The following is an 18054-nucleotide window of genomic DNA, read 5'->3' on the forward strand; positions in this document are numbered from 1 at the left end:
CAACTGATTAAAATGACATCATGGTGTCATTCACAAGGTCATAGATTATGACTTTATCAGTATAGATGCCGTCGTCGCAGGCGTAAGACAAAGCGCGTAACTATGAGGGGGGATGAAGACGGTATGAAACATTGGGTATCCCTGCTGTGAAAGCACAGCAGGGATACCCATAAAAAGGAAGGTGATATCAGCGTTGAAAACTCATGCGGTGTAAGGCAGATAGCCGGTAAAGCCGCAAATTTTCCAGCCTTGTGGGGTGTGCTTGAGGTAATACAGGGTTTGCCATAGCAGCGTATCGTTTTGGCCGTCTGCGCGTTTGATTTCGCCATTGAATTGTTTACGGGCAATGGCGCGGCCATTTTCAATGATAATGCTTTCTAGCGTCGTTGCCGCATGCACGGCGGCTTCTAGGGGTTCTGCGTACTCGGTGTCTGCGGCTAGCTTGGCTTGTTTTACCCATTCATCCCTGTAATGCGCAAGACTCGAAAACGCGAGATCCCAAGCGCCGGGGTCGACCTGTTTACCTGCATTGACGGCAAAGAATTCGTCTTCGATAAAATCATTTTCGACCTGACGCCAGTCGGCATCGCAATAGGCTTTGATATCACGCGTGACCAGCATTTCCCAAATGGCGGCTCTATCGGGATCAGTAAAAGGGTTTGTTGAGTACATAGTTAGCTTCCGTTCTTGATGATGTCGTTCAATTTTCGAAGGTATCTTTCTATGCCAGAAGATAAACAGGATTTCGATAGATTACTGAAAGAAGAGGAAAATGTGTGAGCCGGATAAATAAAAAAGCCCCAACGACATACAACAGGATGGGGGTTGTGTGTCGTTGGGGCTCGGTATAATGCTTATTTTGCGAGGCTTGCGATTTCAGCTTTCGCGTTTTCTAGGCCTTTGCTTGCCATCTCTTCACCCATGTTCAGGGCTTCGGCATAGACAAATTGCACATCGGTCATACCGACAAAGCCCAAAATGGTTTTCAGGTAAGGCACCATGGTGTCTGTTGCGCCATCTTTGTGCATGCCACCACGTGTCGTTACGACAATCACTTTCTTACCGGTTAGTAGGCCAACAGGACCGTTCTCTGTGTAGCTGAACGTGACGCCAGCACGCGCGATTAAGTCAAACCAGTTCTTCAATTGTGTTGGGATAGAGAAATTGTACATTGGCGCGCCGATAACAAGGGTGTCGCTGGCGTGAATCTCATCAATCAGTTGGTTAGACAAGTTCAATGCGTCTTGCTGCTTTTGGGTCAGGTTATCGCCACCGCGTAAACCCCCTGCAATTTCACCATCAAGGACGGGTACGGGTGTCGTCGCTAAATCACGCTCAATGATAGATGCGGTTTCTAGGCTATCAACCAGGTGATCGATCAGGCCGTTAGATTGAGAGTAGTAGCCAAGAATGCTTGATTTAATTACGAGTACGTTTGCCATTGTTTGTGTCCTTAATCTCTGTTTTATACGTTGTCTGTAAGGTATGTACATACTATACGGTGACGTGATGGATCAGGATAGCGGAAAAATCTGGGCTATATGTTCGAAAAATTCGAACAAGTTTTTTTCGTTAAACTGAGGAGGGCGAGTTCCCTATGTCTAGGAATAAACAGGGCGTTTGCAAAACGATGGGATATTGTCTCTTTGAATTTAAAGAGAAGAGAGTGCCTGATGGATAGAAAGGACGAAAAATTCAAACATGATGAAAAAGACAAAAAATAGCCCGAAACGACTCCTGTCTCGGGCTTAGGGGAATGGCTCGTGAGAGCCTTGCGCTAACTGGTTAGTAAATGGAGATCAATTACACTATCAATGGTAGTTCACGCAGCATCATTTGCCAGTTTTAGTAAAGAGAATGTTATTCAACTCTGATACTTAACAAAAAAATACCACGCGGCGCGTAATTATATGGCAGTTACTTGATCTGCTTTATGACCGACTGACCGTACACGTTTTGACGACGATGAGGTTGAGTGCGTGCCGTGCGCATTTACCGTTGTGCGTCAGGCTTAAATATCAAAAAGGTTCGTGTCGCGCACTAATTCTCGCGGCAGACCATTTTTAATACGATTACCCACCCATTTACCGATCCCAATTGGGTAGTCACGGTAGGTCACAATCACTTCGCCTTTACCTGAAAGGTCTTCTGGGCGAATGTCGCGACCCATGAACCATTCTTTCGCTTGTGTCGATGTTAACGCAATCGCAGTGCTTTCATTGCCTTTGGCCAGTGTCATGATGGCCTCGTGCTGCCAGCGATAGCCTTTCTTGTGCTGTTCTGCCAATTTGATGCCAATGCGCTGGAAGCGAATTTCATCCAACAGATTACGCAGCTGAGCAGGGAACAACCAAACTTCTTTATCGCGTAACCAAAGATCGCTACCTGCAGGAATGGCCATGTCGATATCGGCTTTAAAATGCTCTGCGATCGCTTCTGCATCTTTGTCGGATGCGGGTGAGAACGGGAACTTGCCTTTGCGTTTTTTGACCGCAGGGGATTCAACCGCAGCTAATTTGCGAATACGCGCCACGAAGAAGCCTTCGCTGTCGTAAATTTGCGGGTAAACGTGCAAGAAGCCTTCTTCTGTCAGCGCTTTTTCTGCACCATCAAACAGATCCGCCAGCGATTCAAACGCGACCGCCTCACCGAATGTCTCTTTCAAGTGTTGGCACACTTTTTGGTTTTCACTCAGGTTTAAGGTGCAGGTTGAGTACACCATCACACCGCCCGGTTTCAAGGCTTGGAAACCGCTGATGATCAAATCACGCTGAACGCTGGCGATATCTTCAACAGACGCCAAGCTCCAGTTTTCCATCGCATCATCATCTTTTCGGATCGCACCTTCGCCAGAGCATGGTGCATCCAGCAAGATAGAGTCGAACGCTTCTGGTGCCCAACCACCAAACACACAACCGTCAAAGTGGGTCAGGGCTGCGTTGTACACACCACAACGTTGTAAGTTGGCGTGCAGTACTTTAATGCGACTCGCCGCCAATTCGTTGGCAACCAGTGCACCACGGTTTTGCATGGCACACGCAATTTGGGTGGTTTTAGAGCCTGGTGCGGAAGCCATGTCTAACACGCAGTCGAGGGCGTCGTTATCTTTTAGCAAGGCCGTCACAGGCATCATGGAACTGGCTTCTTGAATGTAGAACAAGCCCGCCATGTGCTCGGCAGTATTGCCCAGCGACACGGTGTTTTCGTCTTCACGCTCAATCCAAAAGCCGGTATCACACCAAGGCACAGGGGTGAGGGTCCAGTCTTTGTCAGCTACGCGCGCTAGAAAATCGTCAACGCTGATTTTTAAGGTATTCACACGAATACTACGACGCAACGGGGTCTTACAAATCGCAATGAACTCATCTAAATCAAGATGGGCAGGAATGATTTGGCGGATTTGTTCAATGAAAGCGTCGGGGATATGGATATTAGGGTGCAAGGGAATGTCTCGATTATCTAGCAGTGAGCAGAGTTTACCATTTGTGATTCAGGACGTAAAAAGAAAGGAGCGCAATGCGCTCCTTTCTGTGGGGAGAGAAGAAGGGAAACCGGATCAGTGTTTCGGGATCGCGGTACGCCATGTTTTCCATTCCGGATCCACCGTTTGGTGAAGCAAGAAGTGGCTCTCGGCTTTGGCTTTGGGTGACAGGGGTTGTTCCTCTGGCGTAGCAAAAGCGATCCCGCCACGCAGTAAGCTATCCACGGTGCCGGTCTGTACATTGGCGCCAGTCAGGCCAATGGTGACATCCACGCCTGATACATTCCAAAATACGGAATCAGTGCGTACAAGGTGGCTATATGCTTGCTCAATCTGCGCTTTGATGATCACGCGATCGGCCAACTCACCCAGAGCGACATCGACAACCTGACCGACCTGAATATCACGGTACAACAGCGGGGTGCCTTCTGAAATGGAATCGCGGTTTTCACTTTCCAGCACCACGGTCAGGCCAGCGTTGATCAACTCTGCCGTGCCAAGGGTAAAGGTTTGTGAATACGTGCCTTTGCCTGGTGTCACGGCAATGTAGCTGCTGATCAAGGTATCGAGATCTTTGGCACCGGTCAGGCTGATTTTGGGTGTCACGACCCAGAAATAGCTGTCTGATTTTGCCAGTAAATCGGCATATTTCGGGAACAGACGCGCTTTCACCATGACATTACCTTTGGTGAAATCCGGGGTAGTTTCCACCACTTTACCCACGTTCACACCTTGGTAGCGGATATCGGTATTGACCGCAATGGATTTAGCATCTTTCGCAATCATGGAAATCAGCAAACCAAAGTCTTTGGCATCATTAAAGCTAGGGTAGAGCTTATAGCGTGAGCCCGAACGGTTGCTGATCCCTTTCATGTTATCAAAAGCGATACCACCTTTGATTAACGTTGACAGTGGATCGGCTTTGATTTTCACACCGCCTAACCCTGCATCAACTTCGACACCAGAACGGTTCCAGAACACGGTATCTGCCGTGATCAAGTGGCGGTATTTATTTTCAATATTAAGCGAAAGAGTGACACCGTCACGGGATAGGGCATAGTCTTTGACTTCACCCACCTGCATGTTGCGATACAGGACCGGGCTGCCAGCTGAAACCGGTGGCAGCGCATCAGCATACAGGGTTACCGCGCCAACGCCTTGTGCTTTTTCAGCCGCAAGTGTCGCGAGCTGGTGACTCTTATACAGGGGATACTGCGATTGAATTTTCTGACCGCCGCTGCTGGTAAAGCTGATCGCTTGTGTGATCAGTTGATCGGCAGGGGGAACAGACACATCCAATCCTTGCGCACTCAAGTTGGCTTTAATGCCGCCGTCGATATAGAAGCGACTTTGTGAACGAACCAATTGGGTGTATTCCGGACGCACAAGCACATTGAAACGCACATGTTTGCCATCCAGTTTAACGGATTTCACGCGGCCGACTTCAATGCCACGGTGCATCAATTTGGTGCCACGCTTAATGCCGAAACTTTCGCTGGCATACAAGGCAAAGTTTGCCACACCCGGCTGTTGCTCTTGCAGTTCATCTTGGCTAATCGCAACAAACTGACGGGTTGCATCGCCTTCACCGGGGATCAGGGTCAGGAAGTTACCGCGAATAAGGTTACCGATGTTCTTCACGCCATTGAGTGACAGTTCGGCTTCTTCCAATAACAGGCGCGAACCGGTGGTCAGCAAATCACTCATGCTAGGTTCAATCGCAGCATGGGCAATGATTTTCTGGCGGTCTTCATCTAAACGTAGATCGGAGATTTGGCCGATCTGCAAACCACGGTACACAATCGGTGCGCCACTGGTACTGATGTTGTTGCCTTCAGGCAGCTCAATTTTGATTGCAATACCACGGCCTGCGGTATTCAAGTCAGGGTAAAGGCGGAACAGGTGGTTAGGTTCAATCGGTAAGCCTTCATCTGGCGAGTCAAAGGCAATCGCACCACTGATCATGGCCGACAGGCTTTCAAATTGCACATCGACGCCATTAAAGCCAATGTTCGCGCTCATGCCGCTGACATTCCAAAAACGGCTTTTATTGGTCACGAGTTCGCCATACTGTGGCTTGATCAACACATCAATGACGACACGTTTTTTGTTATTGCTCAGGGTGTAGTTGTAGACCTCTCCGACAGGGATCTTCTTATACAGGACTTGCGAGCCAATATTGATGGAGCCAAGGTTGGGGGCGCGCAGTTGTATTTTTAGCCCGTCACCCACAGGGGTATCAGCCGGTTGAGAGTCCAATGCCGTGAATTCACTGGCGAACTTCCCTGGTCCCGGTTGCAGGGCGATATAGTTACCGGATACCAAGGCATCGAGGCCTGAGATACCGGTAATGGAGGCTTTGGGTTTGACCAGCCAGAAGCGCGTGCCATCTTTGAGGGTGCGCACGGCTTCAGGGTAAATGTCAGCCTCTACATAGATGCTTTGTAGATCAGAGGAGAGATTCACATCACGCACGATACCCACTTCCAGCCCTTGATAACGGATGGTCGTACGGCCTGCGATTAAACCCGCCGCATCATTGAAGTGAATTTGAATGCGTTCGCCAGCATCATTGACTGCTTTAAAAACAAGCCAACCTGCCAGAATTAAAGCCAACACCGGTAGGATCCATAAGGGAGAGATCCCCCGATCACGCCTTATTTTCACAGGCTCGGGTTGTTGATGGTTGAGTCCGTTGTTCATAGTTGTCCCATATCAGACGAGAATCTAAGCTTTCTGCTGCAAGCATGGTTAAGACCACGACAACACCGAAGGCAATCGCTCCGGGGCCGGGGGTAAAGTCCAGTATCTGGTCGCGGTCAATCAAGGCGACCATGATGGAGATAACGAATAAGTCCATCATTGACCATTTACCGATCATTTGAATAAAGCGATAAAGCTTCATTCGTTGAAGGTGGTGAATACGGCGTTTAAATTGGATCGTCAACAAGATGTACGCCAGTCCCAGTATTTTCGCTACAGGCACAATAATACTGGCGACAAAGATAATAATGGCGATGCCCAGCATGTCGGTTTTTACCAGATGTGCCACGCCCGAAAATATGGTGTCTTCCGCCCGTTTCCCGTTATTCAGGAAAATAGAGATGGGATACAAGTTGGCAGGGAAGATGAACACGGTCGCCGCAATTAAGTACGCCCATGTTTTTTGAATCGCCATGGGTAGGCGTTTATGTAACGCGCTGCCACAACGAATGCAGTGACTGTGATCGCCCTGCGTCATATGGCATTGGTGACAATGGAAGGATTGCTCGGTGGCATCGTGCTCGGTTTCTGGCTGCCAGGTTTCCCAATAACGGCTGACACTGATGCGTGACAATAAAACGGCCATCAACACTTGCAGCATCACTAAGCTATACAGGCCGGGGCCAACAAAAATGTCGGCATAGTCTTGGACCTTGAAACAGGAAATCCCCAAGCTGACCAGAAAGACATCAAACATGGCCCAGTGTTTAAGGTGGCTGATGATCCACATGGAATACCGGAACAGGTTAAAGCGGCGGAACCGTAAACCGATTTGCGCGGTCAGCACCGAACCACACACAAGCACCGGGGCGATGGAACTACAAAAGAGGATCAAGAAGGCGACAGCGGGGAAATCCGCGGCAAGCGCTATGGTGCCTGAAGGCAACGTTGCAGGGATCATCACACCAAACAGACGAATGGTGATCATGGGAAACAGGTGTGCCGGAACAATCAGGATTAAACAGGTCAGCGCGATGGCAAATTCACTGGAGAAGCGAAAGTAACCGCCACGATAGAGTCGGGCATTGCACCGTGGACAGTAAGCACTCTGCCCATTTTCAGCGACCTGTGGCAACACTGGCAGATCGCAATCTGGGCATAGTCTCGCAGTGGTCATTGAGGATTAATCCTTTATAAAACAAAAAGAAAGTCAAATTATGCGCAAAAAAAGTCGGGCTGCGCAAGTTCATTTGGCAAAATATGCAACCAAGGTATGAATAGCGAAGCCCGTTATGAACACTATATTATTATTTTAGGTTTGCTCTGGCTACTGTTACTTGGGTGACATTGTCACTTTTGGCCTGTATCAACGCGTCAGAGGTCAAGGTTTCGGGTGTCACAGCATCTGCCGATTGCACCGCACCGTATAAGGTTTGATATAAGCCAGCTTTATTCACCAATTCGTGGTGTGTACCGCTTTGGCTTACTTGACCATCTTCCAGTACGTAGATGACATCCGCTTGTTTTACCGCCGATAAACGGTGCGCAACAATCAGGGTTGTCCGGTTTGCAAGGAATTGATTCAGTGCCATATGCAATGCCGCTTCTGTGGCGGTATCCAGCGCAGACGTCGCTTCATCTAAAATCACAAACTCTGGGTTCGCTAACACCATGCGCGCAATGGCTAAGCGTTGACGTTGCCCGCCAGAGAGTTTGATCCCTTGACGGCCAATCTCGGTATCTAACCCATCGGTTAAGCGTTGGGTGACATCCGCCATCTGTGCGATATCTAATGCTTGCCATAACTGCTCGTCGGTAAAATCTTTACCCAGCGTTAAGTTGTGGCGCATCGTATCATTAAAAAGCACTGGGTGTTGTAGGACCACTGCCATTTTGTCACGCAAGGCTTCGTAGCTGACCGCTTCAATGGGATGCCCATTGATTAGGATCTCACCGCTGCCTTTTTGGTAAATCCCCAGCAACAATTGAATTAACGTTGATTTACCGCCGCCCGATGAGCCAACCAATGCGACACGTTTACCCGCTGGGATCGTCAAATCCAACCCGCGCAGCACTTCTTTGTCTTCATCATACGAGAAGTGAATGTTCTGTAGCGTAATATCAATGGCTGAATGATGCTTGAACGGATCGACAGTTTGTACCGGACGCACTTCTTCATCAATGGCTAAAAGGGTGTTTAAGCGCTGCATCGCGGCAGAGGCGCTGTACCAGGCAAACTGAATCCCCAGCAGTTCTTGCACAGGGCCGAGCATGAACCACAGGTAACCGAACACGGCAAACATCTGTCCGACACTTAAATCGGAAAACAGCACCATGATCATGGCCATGGCGCGGAACAGTTCAAAGCCGACTAAGAACAACAAAAAGGACACGCGGCCGGCGGCTTCGGACTGCCAGGCGTATTTGTCGGCATCATGGCGAATGCTATCTGCGTTGTCTTTGAGTTGATTCAGGAAATCACGTTCACGGTTGGCCGCACGCAATTGGTAGATCCCATCTAAGGTTTCCACTAAACGTTGCTGGAAACGCTCAAAGGCTTGGTTTTCCATTTTCTTGAGGTTTTTTACCCGATTACCCATTAGCTTTGAGGCGTAGACGACTAAAGGGTTAACCAAAAGGATGAATAAGCCTAACTGCCAGTTTAGCCACAAGAGAATACCGGCCGTGCCGATGACGGTGAGTAAGCCAATCAAGAAACGACTTAATGTGTCACCGATAAATTTATCAATGGTCTCGACATCAGTCACGAGATGGGAGGTGATCCCGCCGCTGCCTCGCTCTTCGTATTGACGCATACTGATACGACCAAGTTTGTCGATCAGCACTTTGCGTAGGTTGTACGTCATGTCTTTGGCGACGAGTGTGAATTGTCGGCTTTGGAGAATATTCAGCGCTTGGCTGGCAATACGCATGACAATTACGAAGAACAACACCAGTAAAATATACGCGGTTGGCTGGTGGAGTGATTCAGGGAGAAAATGATTGAGAAATTGAATGCCGCCTGCGGGTTGCTCAAGCAAGATTTCATCCACCATCAGCGGCATCAGAAGGGGAATGGGCACACTGATAAGTGTCGCGATAAGCGCGACGATGTTGGCGACCACAAGCCGGGGGCGATGATGTTTCGCTTGCTTTATTAACCAAGACCAGTTAATCATTTGTGTTGTACTGCCTTTCACGATGATAATGATTCCTATTATTAGTTAAGGCGCTATTCTAACGGCTATAAAAGGAGTAGGCCATGGAAAATCGATCTCTAAACTACAATACGCTTACTAAGCAAGCGATTGCCTTGATCGACGGAGAAACAGATCGCATTGCTAATATGTCTAATATTAGTGCGCTGTTGTCCATGGAGTTAGCGGAGATTAACTGGGTTGGCTTTTATCTATTAAAAGGTGACGAGTTAGTGCTAGGGCCGTTTCAAGGAAAACCCGCCTGTGTACGGATTCCTGTTGGAAAGGGCGTCTGTGGTACGGCGATGGCAACACTGACTGTGCAGCGTGTGGAAGATGTCCATGCCTTTGAAGGGCACATCGCCTGTGATGCGGTCAGTAATTCGGAAATTGTGATTCCGCTGATGATCGACGGAAAACCCTTCGGCGTATTGGATATTGATAGCCCAATATTGTCAAGATTTAGCCAATATGACGAAGAAGGTTTGGTGACTTTGGTTGCTGAGCTACAAAAAAGACTCTAATTGTATGCTTTCGGTGGTTTTTCAGCGTTAGGTAACTATAATAGCGGAACAATTTCTTTTTGATTAAAAGTACTAACGGCGAGGAGACTCGCTTTTGTCAGGAAAGTCCATGGAAAACTCTGAAAAGCTAACGAACAGTAAAGAAGTGATTGCCTACATTGCTGAGCGTTTCCCAAACTGTTTTACTGTTGAAGGTGAAGCGAAGCCTCTTAAGATTGGTATCTTCCAAGATTTGGCTGAGCGCCTAAATGAAGATCCAAAAGTAAGTAAAACCCAGTTGCGTACCGCTCTGCGTCAATATACTTCTTCCTGGCGTTACCTTCACGGTGTGAAAGCCGGTGCAAACCGTGTTGACCTTGATGGCAACGAATGCGGTGTGCTAGAGCAGGAACACGTAGATCACGCTAAACAAGCGCTAGAAGAAAGCAAAGCGAAAGTACGTACTCGCCGTAAAGAACAAGCTGAAGCGAAAGCTGCTGCAAACAACGACGGTGAAGCAAAAGCGAAAAAAGTACGTGCTAAAACGGCTAAACCTAAGAACACTAAGCCAAATACGTCTAAGCTAAATAAAAAGCCTGCAGAAACGACCCGTGCACTAACTGCTGACGAAGTAGTTGTTGGCAAAAATATTAGTGTCAACATGGGCAACGGAAACATGCCGGCGACTATCGTTGAAATCAATAAGGACGATGTGCGTGTTCGCCTATCTAATGGTCTAACCATGGTAGTAAAAGCGGAGCACTTGCGTTCGTAAAGGAGAATGCTCGACGCATGAACTGTCGATTCCGTTTCTCACTGATAGCTGCTGGCATGATGCTAGCAGCTTCAGCGCAAGCCCTAGAGGCTAAATACTCACTCAGTGATATTCCGCAGCTGACGCCTGAAAAACAGCATGCAACCGCGAGCAAGCGTGTTGCATCTCGTTTTACGCGTTCGCATTACAAGCAGTTTTCACTGGATGATACCTTCTCGGCCAGCGTGTTTGATCGTTATATCGAAATGCTGGACTTCAATAAAAGCTTCCTAACCGCTTCAGACATTAAGCAGTTTGAAAAATGGGAAACGCAACTTGATGATCAGCTTAAAAAGGGCGACACATCGGCAGCGTTCGATATTTTCAATACCTCGCTAAAGCGTCGTTATGACCGTTACCAATATGCGCTAACACTCCTTGAACGTGATATTTCTTTTGATACTAATGAAGAAATGGCGATTGATCGTTCTGAGCTAGCGTGGCCAAAAGATCGTAATGAGCTTAATGAAATCTGGCGTCAGCGCGTTAAATACGATGCGTTGAACTTGAAACTCGCCGGTAAAAATACCGATGAAATCAAGGAAACGTTAGGTAAGCGTTATAACAATGCGCTCAAGCGATTAACCCAGACCCATAGCGAAGATGTCTTTCAGATCTACATGAATGCATTTGCGCGAGAGGTTGATCCGCACACTAGCTATTTGTCTCCTCGTAATGCAGAACAATTCCAATCTGAAATGAATCTTTCATTGGAAGGGATCGGTGCTGTATTGCAAGTGGAAGATGACTATACCGTTATCCGTTCTTTAGTGGCTGGTGGCCCGGCATCTACGTCAAAGAAATTGGCAGCAGGTGATCGCATTATTGGTGTCGCGCAAGATGGTAAAGACGTTGTCGATATCATCGGTTGGCGTTTAGACGATGTTGTTCAGCTAATTAAAGGCCCGAAAGGGAGTAAGGTTAAGCTGGAAATATTGCCTGAAGGCAACAATGCGAAAAGTTACGATGTCACTATTGTACGCGACAAGATCCGTCTTGAAGATCGTGCAGTGAAATCAGAAGTAAAACTGTCGCAAGGCAAGAAGATTGGGGTCATTGAAATTCCAAGCTTCTATGTCGGTTTGTCTGAAGACACCAAGAAAGAGCTCGCGAAATTGAATGATCAGCAAGTGGATGGCGTTGTTATCGACTTGCGTAATAACGGTGGGGGTGCGTTGACAGAAGCCACTGCGCTAACCGGGTTATTCATTAATAGCGGCCCTGTCGTACAAGTCCGAGACAGTTATGGGCGTGTAAAAGTGAACAGTGATTCTGATGATCGCGTTTACTTTGATGGCGCACTAACGGTATTGGTCAATCGCTACAGTGCGTCTGCGTCTGAAATTTTTGCCGCCGCAATGCAAGATTATGGTCGTGCCGTGATTTTAGGTGAACAATCTTTCGGTAAAGGGACTGTGCAGCAGCACCGTTCATTGAACCACATTTATGATTTGTTCGATAAACCGCTGGGTCATGTGCAGTACACCATTCAGAAGTTCTACCGCATTAATGGCGGTAGTACGCAAAATCTGGGTGTCGTGCCGGATCTGTCTTTCCCATCAGCGGTTGATCCTGCTGAAACCGGCGAGAGTGTTGAAGACAACGCGTTGCCTTGGGATAGCATTAAAGCAGCGGGTTATAAAAAACTGTATAACTATTCTACCGTTTTGCCTGCACTAAAGAGCAAGCATGATGCGCGGATCAGCGATGATATGGAATTTGGTTTTATTCAAGACGACATTGTTGAGTATAAAGCTGAAAAAGATATCAATACGATTTCTCTGAACGAGAAGCAACGTATTGCTGAGCAGGATAAAGATGATGCAGATCGCTTGGTTCGCTTGAATCAACGTCAAAAAGCATTGGGTGAAAAGCCATTTGCGACGTTGGATGATGTGCCAAAAGATTATGAATCGCCAGACGCATACTTAAATGAAGCGGTTGCAATCACTGCGGACTTGGTCACAGCGCAAAGCTAAGACGGTATGTTTCGAGCATAAAATAACAACGGTACCTTCGGGTGCCGTTTTTTATGCCTGTGATTAATTTTCCTGTGCTATTTAGATCACTGACTACTCGATTGAGCTGAAATACAAACTGCGTCGAAAAATCGCTGCAAAAATCCGTCTCGAAAGTGAGACGTCTAAATAAAACCCGTGATATTCATCCAATTTCTCATCAATGTCCTGAAATGAGGGCTAGGGTTAATAATAGGTAGGTGATCAATCCGCTGAGAGGGAAATGCTATGACAAAATCTTTTCTGATTGCTGTAATGCTCTTTATGACATCGCTGAGTACCACCGTTCGTGCCAGTGATTTAACGGAATTTGATTACCCGCTATTGTTGGGGGATTGGTATTGGTTCAGTAATACTGACGAAGGAGTAGCCAGTGAAGGATCGAATTATCGTGCGATGAATGTTAAGTTTAAATCTAACTACCGTTTCGTGATCCGTCTTTTACAAGTAGATGGCAGCGTGGATGAGTGGGACGGTATTTATGATATTGATGAAAGCACCATCACCTTTTCGTCAAATGATCAGCCAGAGCAGCACCATACTTACATGTTAAGTTATAACCAATTTATGCTCGATGGTGCGCGCTTTACTAAATTGGCCCCTGAAAACTTGCCAGGCAAGTGGCGTTCATCGCGTATTTCTGGTCAAGATGTGGGCGAATCCGTTTCTGAATTAGCCATTTCATTGCGCCCTGATTTCTTATTCTCAGCCGAGGTATCAGGCAAGAACGGAAAGAAAATTGAGCACCGAGGGATTTATTATCTCGAAGATGATCGTATCGTACTTATCTATGAAGATGGTCAGCATGACAGCCAATTTCAATTAGGCAGCAACACGCTGACATTAACGAATAAGCAATTTGGTATGGAAGCGATTTTGAAAAGAGAGTAGGCGAGAAAAAACAGCGGATATTAAAAAGCGAGAGACATGCTCTCGCTTTTTTATTTGCTTGTTGGAATGAGATCCCGACGGTTTAACCCACAATCTTAAAGGCAGTGCGAAGCTGAGATAAATACTCAGGATCACGGCAAATACTTTTACCTGGTTCATCCGAAATTTTTGCGACCGGACGACCTTCACACTCCGTGAGTTTGAGTACGACATTCAGGGTTTTTACGCCTGGTAGATCGCACGTTAGCTGGGTACCAATACCAAAGCTGGTATTAATACGGTGTGCAAAGTGTTTGTAGATCGTCAGCGCTTTATCAAGGGTTAGGCTGTCGGAGAACACCAATGATTTGGTTTTCGGATCAATTCCCAGAGATTCATAATGCGCAATGGCTTTTTCACCCCAGGCGATAGGATCACCACTGTCGTGACGTAAGCCGACGAAACGCTTAGATAAACGCAGATCAAAGTCGCGTAAAAATGCGTCCATGTTGATGCAGTCGGTCAGGGCAATGCCTAATGAATCCGGGTATTCCTGCAACCAGCGATTTAATGCTAATTGTTGGGAATCCGCTAATTCACCGGCCAGTTGCTGGTGACCTTGGAACCACTCATGCGCTTGTGTCCCCACGGGCATTAACGCTCGGGTACGGGCCAAGTGGTAGTTAGACGTTCCTTTGAATTCAGGAACATGGGCCGTGAGATAATCGACCACATGTTGATGGACTTCTTTTGAGAAACGGCGGCGGGTGCCAAAGTCAACAAGGCTAAAGGCATCAAGGTTGATCCCTTCTTCGCTCGCTTTCTGATAGAAGTTCGCCAACTTCAGCTTAAGCTGAGTGATTGCATCTTCCACCGAGGCATTCGGATAACTGTGTCGGCAACGCACTTCACAAATAATGGCGAGTAGAGGGACTTCCCATAAAATGATGTCGAGCCACTTACCTGTGATCGTAATGGCGAGTTGGTCGCCAGACGTATCCACTTCAACGTGTTCACTGTTGAACTGGTAACCTTTCAGATAATTAAGGAAATCTTCTTTGAAGAAACTTAACGTTGAAAGGTACGTAATTTCTTCTTCGCTAAACGACAGGCCAGCAAGACGATTGATATGGTCCTGAATCTCTTGGCTATAAGGACGTAAGTCTTCATCGCTTCGGCAATGGAATTCCGCAACCGCCTCAGCGTTTGGGTATTGATGATAAATTGCTTGCTGCATATGTAGCTTATATGCATCGGTATCAAGCAGGGAGTCGATAATCCCAATGTGTCCAGATTGATTCATAGCTAATGTGGTTGTTTTAAGCAATTCGGTGATTTTACCTTATTTTGAGCAAACGTTGCCTCAAAATGTTTCAAAAAGTTGAAAATTTTAGGCCACGTACCATACGCTGAAAAGACATTCACAACAAGTCGGGTCACTCTTTTAGTGTATTGACGTAGGATGGTGTAAATTAGCTGTTGCTTCGATGATCTCACTGTGAATGTTTTATTGAATAAACATTATCGCTTATCAGCGTAAGTATAGTCAAAATGAAACGCTGTGATTGATGTGCAGGAGTAGTCAAATAATGAGCACAATTTTACTGTGTTTTTGTGGTGTTGCCCGAATAATCAGCAATTAGTAGCGTAACGGGCCCACATCCACAGGAATTGACTGGATACACTTGTTTGTCTTACCTAAAGGCAGTTTAATGGAATTAACCGCCAGCAAGCATCAGACTTGCAGACCCAATGGGTAATGATCAGCGCGGACAAAAGAAGGAATTAACATGGCCGAACAACCAACAATGAATCAGCCAACGGCAAAATACCGTTCAGATTATCAGTCACCTGATTTCACCATCACCGATCTGCTATTGGAATTTGATCTTCAGGATACGGCAACCCGCGTGGTGGCGGTGCATAAAGTGCAACGTTTGAATGCAGCGGCATCCACCTTGGTGCTGGATGGCGACGATTTGACACTGGTGCGTGTAGAAATCGATGGTCAAGCATGGACCGATTACACGGAAGGCGAAGGGACGTTGTCAATCAACCAACTGCCAGACAGTTTTGAATTGTTGATTGAAACGGAAATCAACCCAGAAGCGAATACCTTGCTTGAAGGGTTGTACAAATCTGGCGGTGCATTCTGTACCCAATGCGAGGCGGAAGGTTTCCGTCGCATTACTTACTATCTCGATCGCCCTGACGTGCTAGCGCGTTTTACGACGAAAGTGATCGCGGATAAAGAACGTTATCCTTACCTGATGAGCAACGGTAACCGCATTGACAGCGGTGAGTTGAGCAATGGCCGCCATTGGGTATTGTGGGAAGACCCATTCCCAAAACCAAGTTACTTATTTGCCCTTGTTGCGGGTGACTTCGACGTATTGCGCGATCAATACACCACCATGAGTGGCCGCGACGTGGCACTTGAAATCTATGTCGATAAAGGCAACCTTGACCGCGCGGAATATGCGATGACCTCATTGATTAATTCAATGAAATGGGACGAAGAACGTTTCGGTCTGGAGTATGACCTCGATATCTACATGATTGTTGCGGTGGACTTCTTCAACATGGGCGCGATGGAAAACAAAGGCTTGAACGTCTTTAACTCCAAGTTTGTCTTGGCCAATCCAAAGACCGCGACGGATACTGACTACCAAGGTATTGAAGCGGTTATTGGCCACGAATACTTCCATAACTGGACCGGTAACCGTGTAACCTGTCGTGACTGGTTCCAATTGAGCCTGAAAGAAGGCCTAACTGTGTTCCGTGATCAGGAGTTTTCTTCTGATTTGGGTTCTCGTCCTGTTAACCGTATTAGCAACGTGCGTATCATGCGTGGTCCACAGTTTGCTGAAGATCGCGGCCCAATGTCACACCCGATCCGTCCCGACAAAGTCATCGAGATGAATAACTTCTACACCTTAACCGTGTATGAAAAGGGCAGTGAAGTGATCCGTATGATGCACACACTGCTGGGCGAAGCGAACTTCCAAGCCGGCATGAAGCTGTACTTTGAACGCCATGATGGGACGGCTGCAACGTGTGATGATTTTGTCGCAGCAATGGAAGATGCTTCTGGTATTAGCCTTGAGCGTTTCCGTCGTTGGTACAGCCAAGCGGGTACACCGGTGGTGAACGTTGAGACTGAATATCTGGCAGAATCAAATTGTTACCGCGTCACGGTGAAGCAGCACACGCCACCAACACCGGGGCAGGAAGATAAATTACCACTGCATATTCCGTTTGATATTGAGCTGTATAACCCGCAAGGCGAGGTTATCGCGTTACAATGTCACGGTGAGCCGGTTCACCACGTACTGGATATCACAGAAGCAGAACATGTTTTTGAGTTTGAAAATGTGACTGAGCAGCCTGTTATTTCAATGCTGCGCGAGTTCTCTGCACCGGTGATTTTAGAATATGACTATTCCGATGCCGAGTTAACGTTCTTGATGGTGCATGCTCGCAATGAGTTTGCTCGTTGGGATGCGGGTCAAATGCTGTTGGCGAAATACATTAAGCAGAATGTGGCGAATGTACAAAACGGCGCGGCGTTTGAGCTGGCTTCGGAAGTGATTGATGCGTTCCGTGGCGTATTGCTTGATGCGAATTTGGACCCGGCATTCATCGCAGAAATGCTGACATTGCCGAATGAAAACGAAATTGCTGGCTGGTACAAAACGGTGGATGTGGATGCAATCCATCAGGTTGTGAGTGAGTTAGAAGGCACCTTCGCTCGCGAAATGCAGGACGAATTCAGTGCGATTTACCACAGCCTGGCGCAATCGGCTTACAGTGTGGATCACGATGCGATGGCCAAGCGTGCCTTGCGTAACACCTGTTTGTCTTACTTGGCGAATACCGATCTGGGTAACAGCATTGTTGAGCAGCAATACCAAGCGTCTGACAACATGACGGACACCATTGCGGCGATGACGGCAGCAAACAATGCACAACTTGCCTGCCGTGCGGCACAAATGGCCGACTTCAGTAAGAAGTGGACCCATGATGGTTTGGTGATGGATAAGTGGTTTATGCTGCAAGGTAAGAACCCTGCGGATAACGCGCTGAGCAACGTGCGCGAAACCATGAATCACGCAGCATTCAGCCTGAAAAACCCGAACCGTACCCGCAGTTTGGTGGCAAGTTTCTGTTCAGCAAACCCGGTGCGTTTCCACGCAAAAGACGGCTCTGGCTACCAGTTCTTGAGTGAAATTCTGACGGAATTGAACACCAGCAACCCGCAAGTGGCATCACGTTTGATTGAACCGTTCTTGAAGTACCGTCAGTACGATGAAGCACGTCAAACGCTAATGCGTGCAGAGCTTGAGCGCCTATCCCAGATGGAAAACTTGGCAAAAGATCTGTACGAGAAAGTGCAAAAAGCATTAGAAATGTAAGATTTTTCGCTTATTTTCAGTAAAATAGAGGCAAGCCGATGTGCTTGCCTTTT

The 18054-nt window shown here is 47.3% G+C and carries 12 protein-coding genes; 5 read left to right on the plus strand and 7 right to left on the minus strand.

Annotation, left to right across the window (positions count from 1 at the left end; translation table 11 throughout):
* Positions 1-201: 201 nt before the first annotated feature.
* From ACSF8W_RS18205 to ACSF8W_RS18230, 6 genes are all read right to left on the minus strand, one after another.
* Positions 202-672 carry a hypothetical protein gene (locus tag ACSF8W_RS18205; protein WP_500848577.1) on the minus strand — a complete coding sequence of 157 codons (471 nt, stop codon included), beginning with the start codon at positions 670-672 and terminating at the stop codon, positions 202-204.
* Positions 673-854: 182 nt separating this feature from the next.
* The gene (locus ACSF8W_RS18210; protein ID WP_500848578.1) at positions 855-1442 is read right to left on the minus strand and encodes an FMN-dependent NADH-azoreductase; all 588 of its coding nucleotides are present in this window, start codon (positions 1440-1442) and stop codon (positions 855-857) included.
* A 569-nt stretch (positions 1443-2011) separates the two neighbouring features.
* A complete protein-coding gene (rsmF, locus tag ACSF8W_RS18215; RefSeq protein ID WP_500848579.1) occupies positions 2012-3442 on the minus strand; it encodes a 16S rRNA (cytosine(1407)-C(5))-methyltransferase RsmF in 1431 nt (476 codons plus the stop codon).
* 114 nt (positions 3443-3556) lie between these two features.
* Complete coding sequence (locus ACSF8W_RS18220) at positions 3557-6184, minus strand: MlaD family protein (protein ID WP_500848580.1); 2628 nt, start codon at positions 6182-6184, stop codon at positions 3557-3559.
* Positions 6132-7361 carry a PqiA/YebS family transporter subunit gene (locus ACSF8W_RS18225; RefSeq protein ID WP_500848581.1) on the minus strand — a complete coding sequence of 410 codons (1230 nt, stop codon included), beginning with the start codon at positions 7359-7361 and terminating at the stop codon, positions 6132-6134. The genes ACSF8W_RS18220 and ACSF8W_RS18225 overlap by 53 nt, the downstream gene beginning before the upstream one ends.
* Positions 7362-7491: 130 nt before the next feature.
* Positions 7492-9363, minus strand: a complete 1872-nt coding sequence (locus ACSF8W_RS18230) for an ABC transporter ATP-binding protein (protein ID WP_500848582.1) — start codon at positions 9361-9363, stop codon at positions 7492-7494.
* Positions 9364-9446: 83 nt separating this feature from the next.
* Between ACSF8W_RS18230 and ACSF8W_RS18235 the strand changes: the two genes are divergently transcribed.
* The 4 genes from ACSF8W_RS18235 to ACSF8W_RS18250 all read left to right on the plus strand — a co-directional run bounded on the left by ACSF8W_RS18235 (position 9447) and on the right by ACSF8W_RS18250 (position 13607).
* Positions 9447-9905 (plus strand): GAF domain-containing protein, encoded by a 459-nt coding sequence (locus ACSF8W_RS18235; RefSeq protein WP_500848583.1) that lies wholly within the window; start codon positions 9447-9449, stop codon positions 9903-9905.
* A 109-nt stretch (positions 9906-10014) separates the two neighbouring features.
* Complete coding sequence (gene proQ / locus ACSF8W_RS18240; protein ID WP_500848584.1) at positions 10015-10659, plus strand: RNA chaperone ProQ; 645 nt, start codon at positions 10015-10017, stop codon at positions 10657-10659.
* 17 nt (positions 10660-10676) lie between these two features.
* On the plus strand, positions 10677-12677 hold the full coding sequence (prc, locus tag ACSF8W_RS18245) for a carboxy terminal-processing peptidase (RefSeq protein WP_500848585.1): 2001 nt from the start codon (positions 10677-10679) through the stop codon (positions 12675-12677).
* A gap of 267 nt (positions 12678-12944) precedes the next feature.
* Positions 12945-13607 (plus strand): hypothetical protein, encoded by a 663-nt coding sequence (locus ACSF8W_RS18250; protein WP_500848586.1) that lies wholly within the window; start codon positions 12945-12947, stop codon positions 13605-13607.
* A gap of 82 nt (positions 13608-13689) precedes the next feature.
* On the opposite strand, the gene pncB is transcribed toward ACSF8W_RS18250, so the two are convergent.
* Entirely contained in the window at positions 13690-14889 is a 1200-nt protein-coding gene (gene pncB, locus ACSF8W_RS18255) for a nicotinate phosphoribosyltransferase (protein ID WP_500848587.1), read from the minus strand.
* A gap of 487 nt (positions 14890-15376) precedes the next feature.
* On the opposite strand from pncB, the gene pepN reads away from it, so the two are divergent.
* Complete coding sequence (pepN, locus tag ACSF8W_RS18260; protein ID WP_500848588.1) at positions 15377-18001, plus strand: aminopeptidase N; 2625 nt, start codon at positions 15377-15379, stop codon at positions 17999-18001.
* The last annotated feature ends 53 nt before the right edge of the window (positions 18002-18054 follow it).

The sequence above is a fragment of the Photobacterium sp. 270122K genome (assembly GCF_059941365.1).

Excerpts from the sequence above, each read along its gene's own strand:
- ACSF8W_RS18220 (WP_500848580.1), bottom strand. The coding sequence starts at position 6,184 with ATGAACAACGGACTCAACCATCAACAACCCGAGCCTGTGAAAATAAGG.
- prc (WP_500848585.1), top strand. The coding sequence starts at position 10,677 with ATGAACTGTCGATTCCGTTTCTCACTGATAGCTGCTGGCATGATGCTA.
- proQ (WP_500848584.1), top strand. The coding sequence starts at position 10,015 with ATGGAAAACTCTGAAAAGCTAACGAACAGTAAAGAAGTGATTGCCTAC.
- pncB (WP_500848587.1), bottom strand. The coding sequence starts at position 14,889 with ATGAATCAATCTGGACACATTGGGATTATCGACTCCCTGCTTGATACC.
- ACSF8W_RS18230 (WP_500848582.1), bottom strand. The coding sequence starts at position 9,363 with ATGATTAACTGGTCTTGGTTAATAAAGCAAGCGAAACATCATCGCCCC.
- ACSF8W_RS18250 (WP_500848586.1), top strand. The coding sequence starts at position 12,945 with ATGACAAAATCTTTTCTGATTGCTGTAATGCTCTTTATGACATCGCTG.
- ACSF8W_RS18205 (WP_500848577.1), bottom strand. The coding sequence starts at position 672 with ATGTACTCAACAAACCCTTTTACTGATCCCGATAGAGCCGCCATTTGG.
- ACSF8W_RS18225 (WP_500848581.1), bottom strand. The coding sequence starts at position 7,361 with ATGACCACTGCGAGACTATGCCCAGATTGCGATCTGCCAGTGTTGCCA.
- pepN (WP_500848588.1), top strand. The coding sequence starts at position 15,377 with ATGGCCGAACAACCAACAATGAATCAGCCAACGGCAAAATACCGTTCA.
- ACSF8W_RS18235 (WP_500848583.1), top strand. The coding sequence starts at position 9,447 with ATGGAAAATCGATCTCTAAACTACAATACGCTTACTAAGCAAGCGATT.
- ACSF8W_RS18210 (WP_500848578.1), bottom strand. The coding sequence starts at position 1,442 with ATGGCAAACGTACTCGTAATTAAATCAAGCATTCTTGGCTACTACTCT.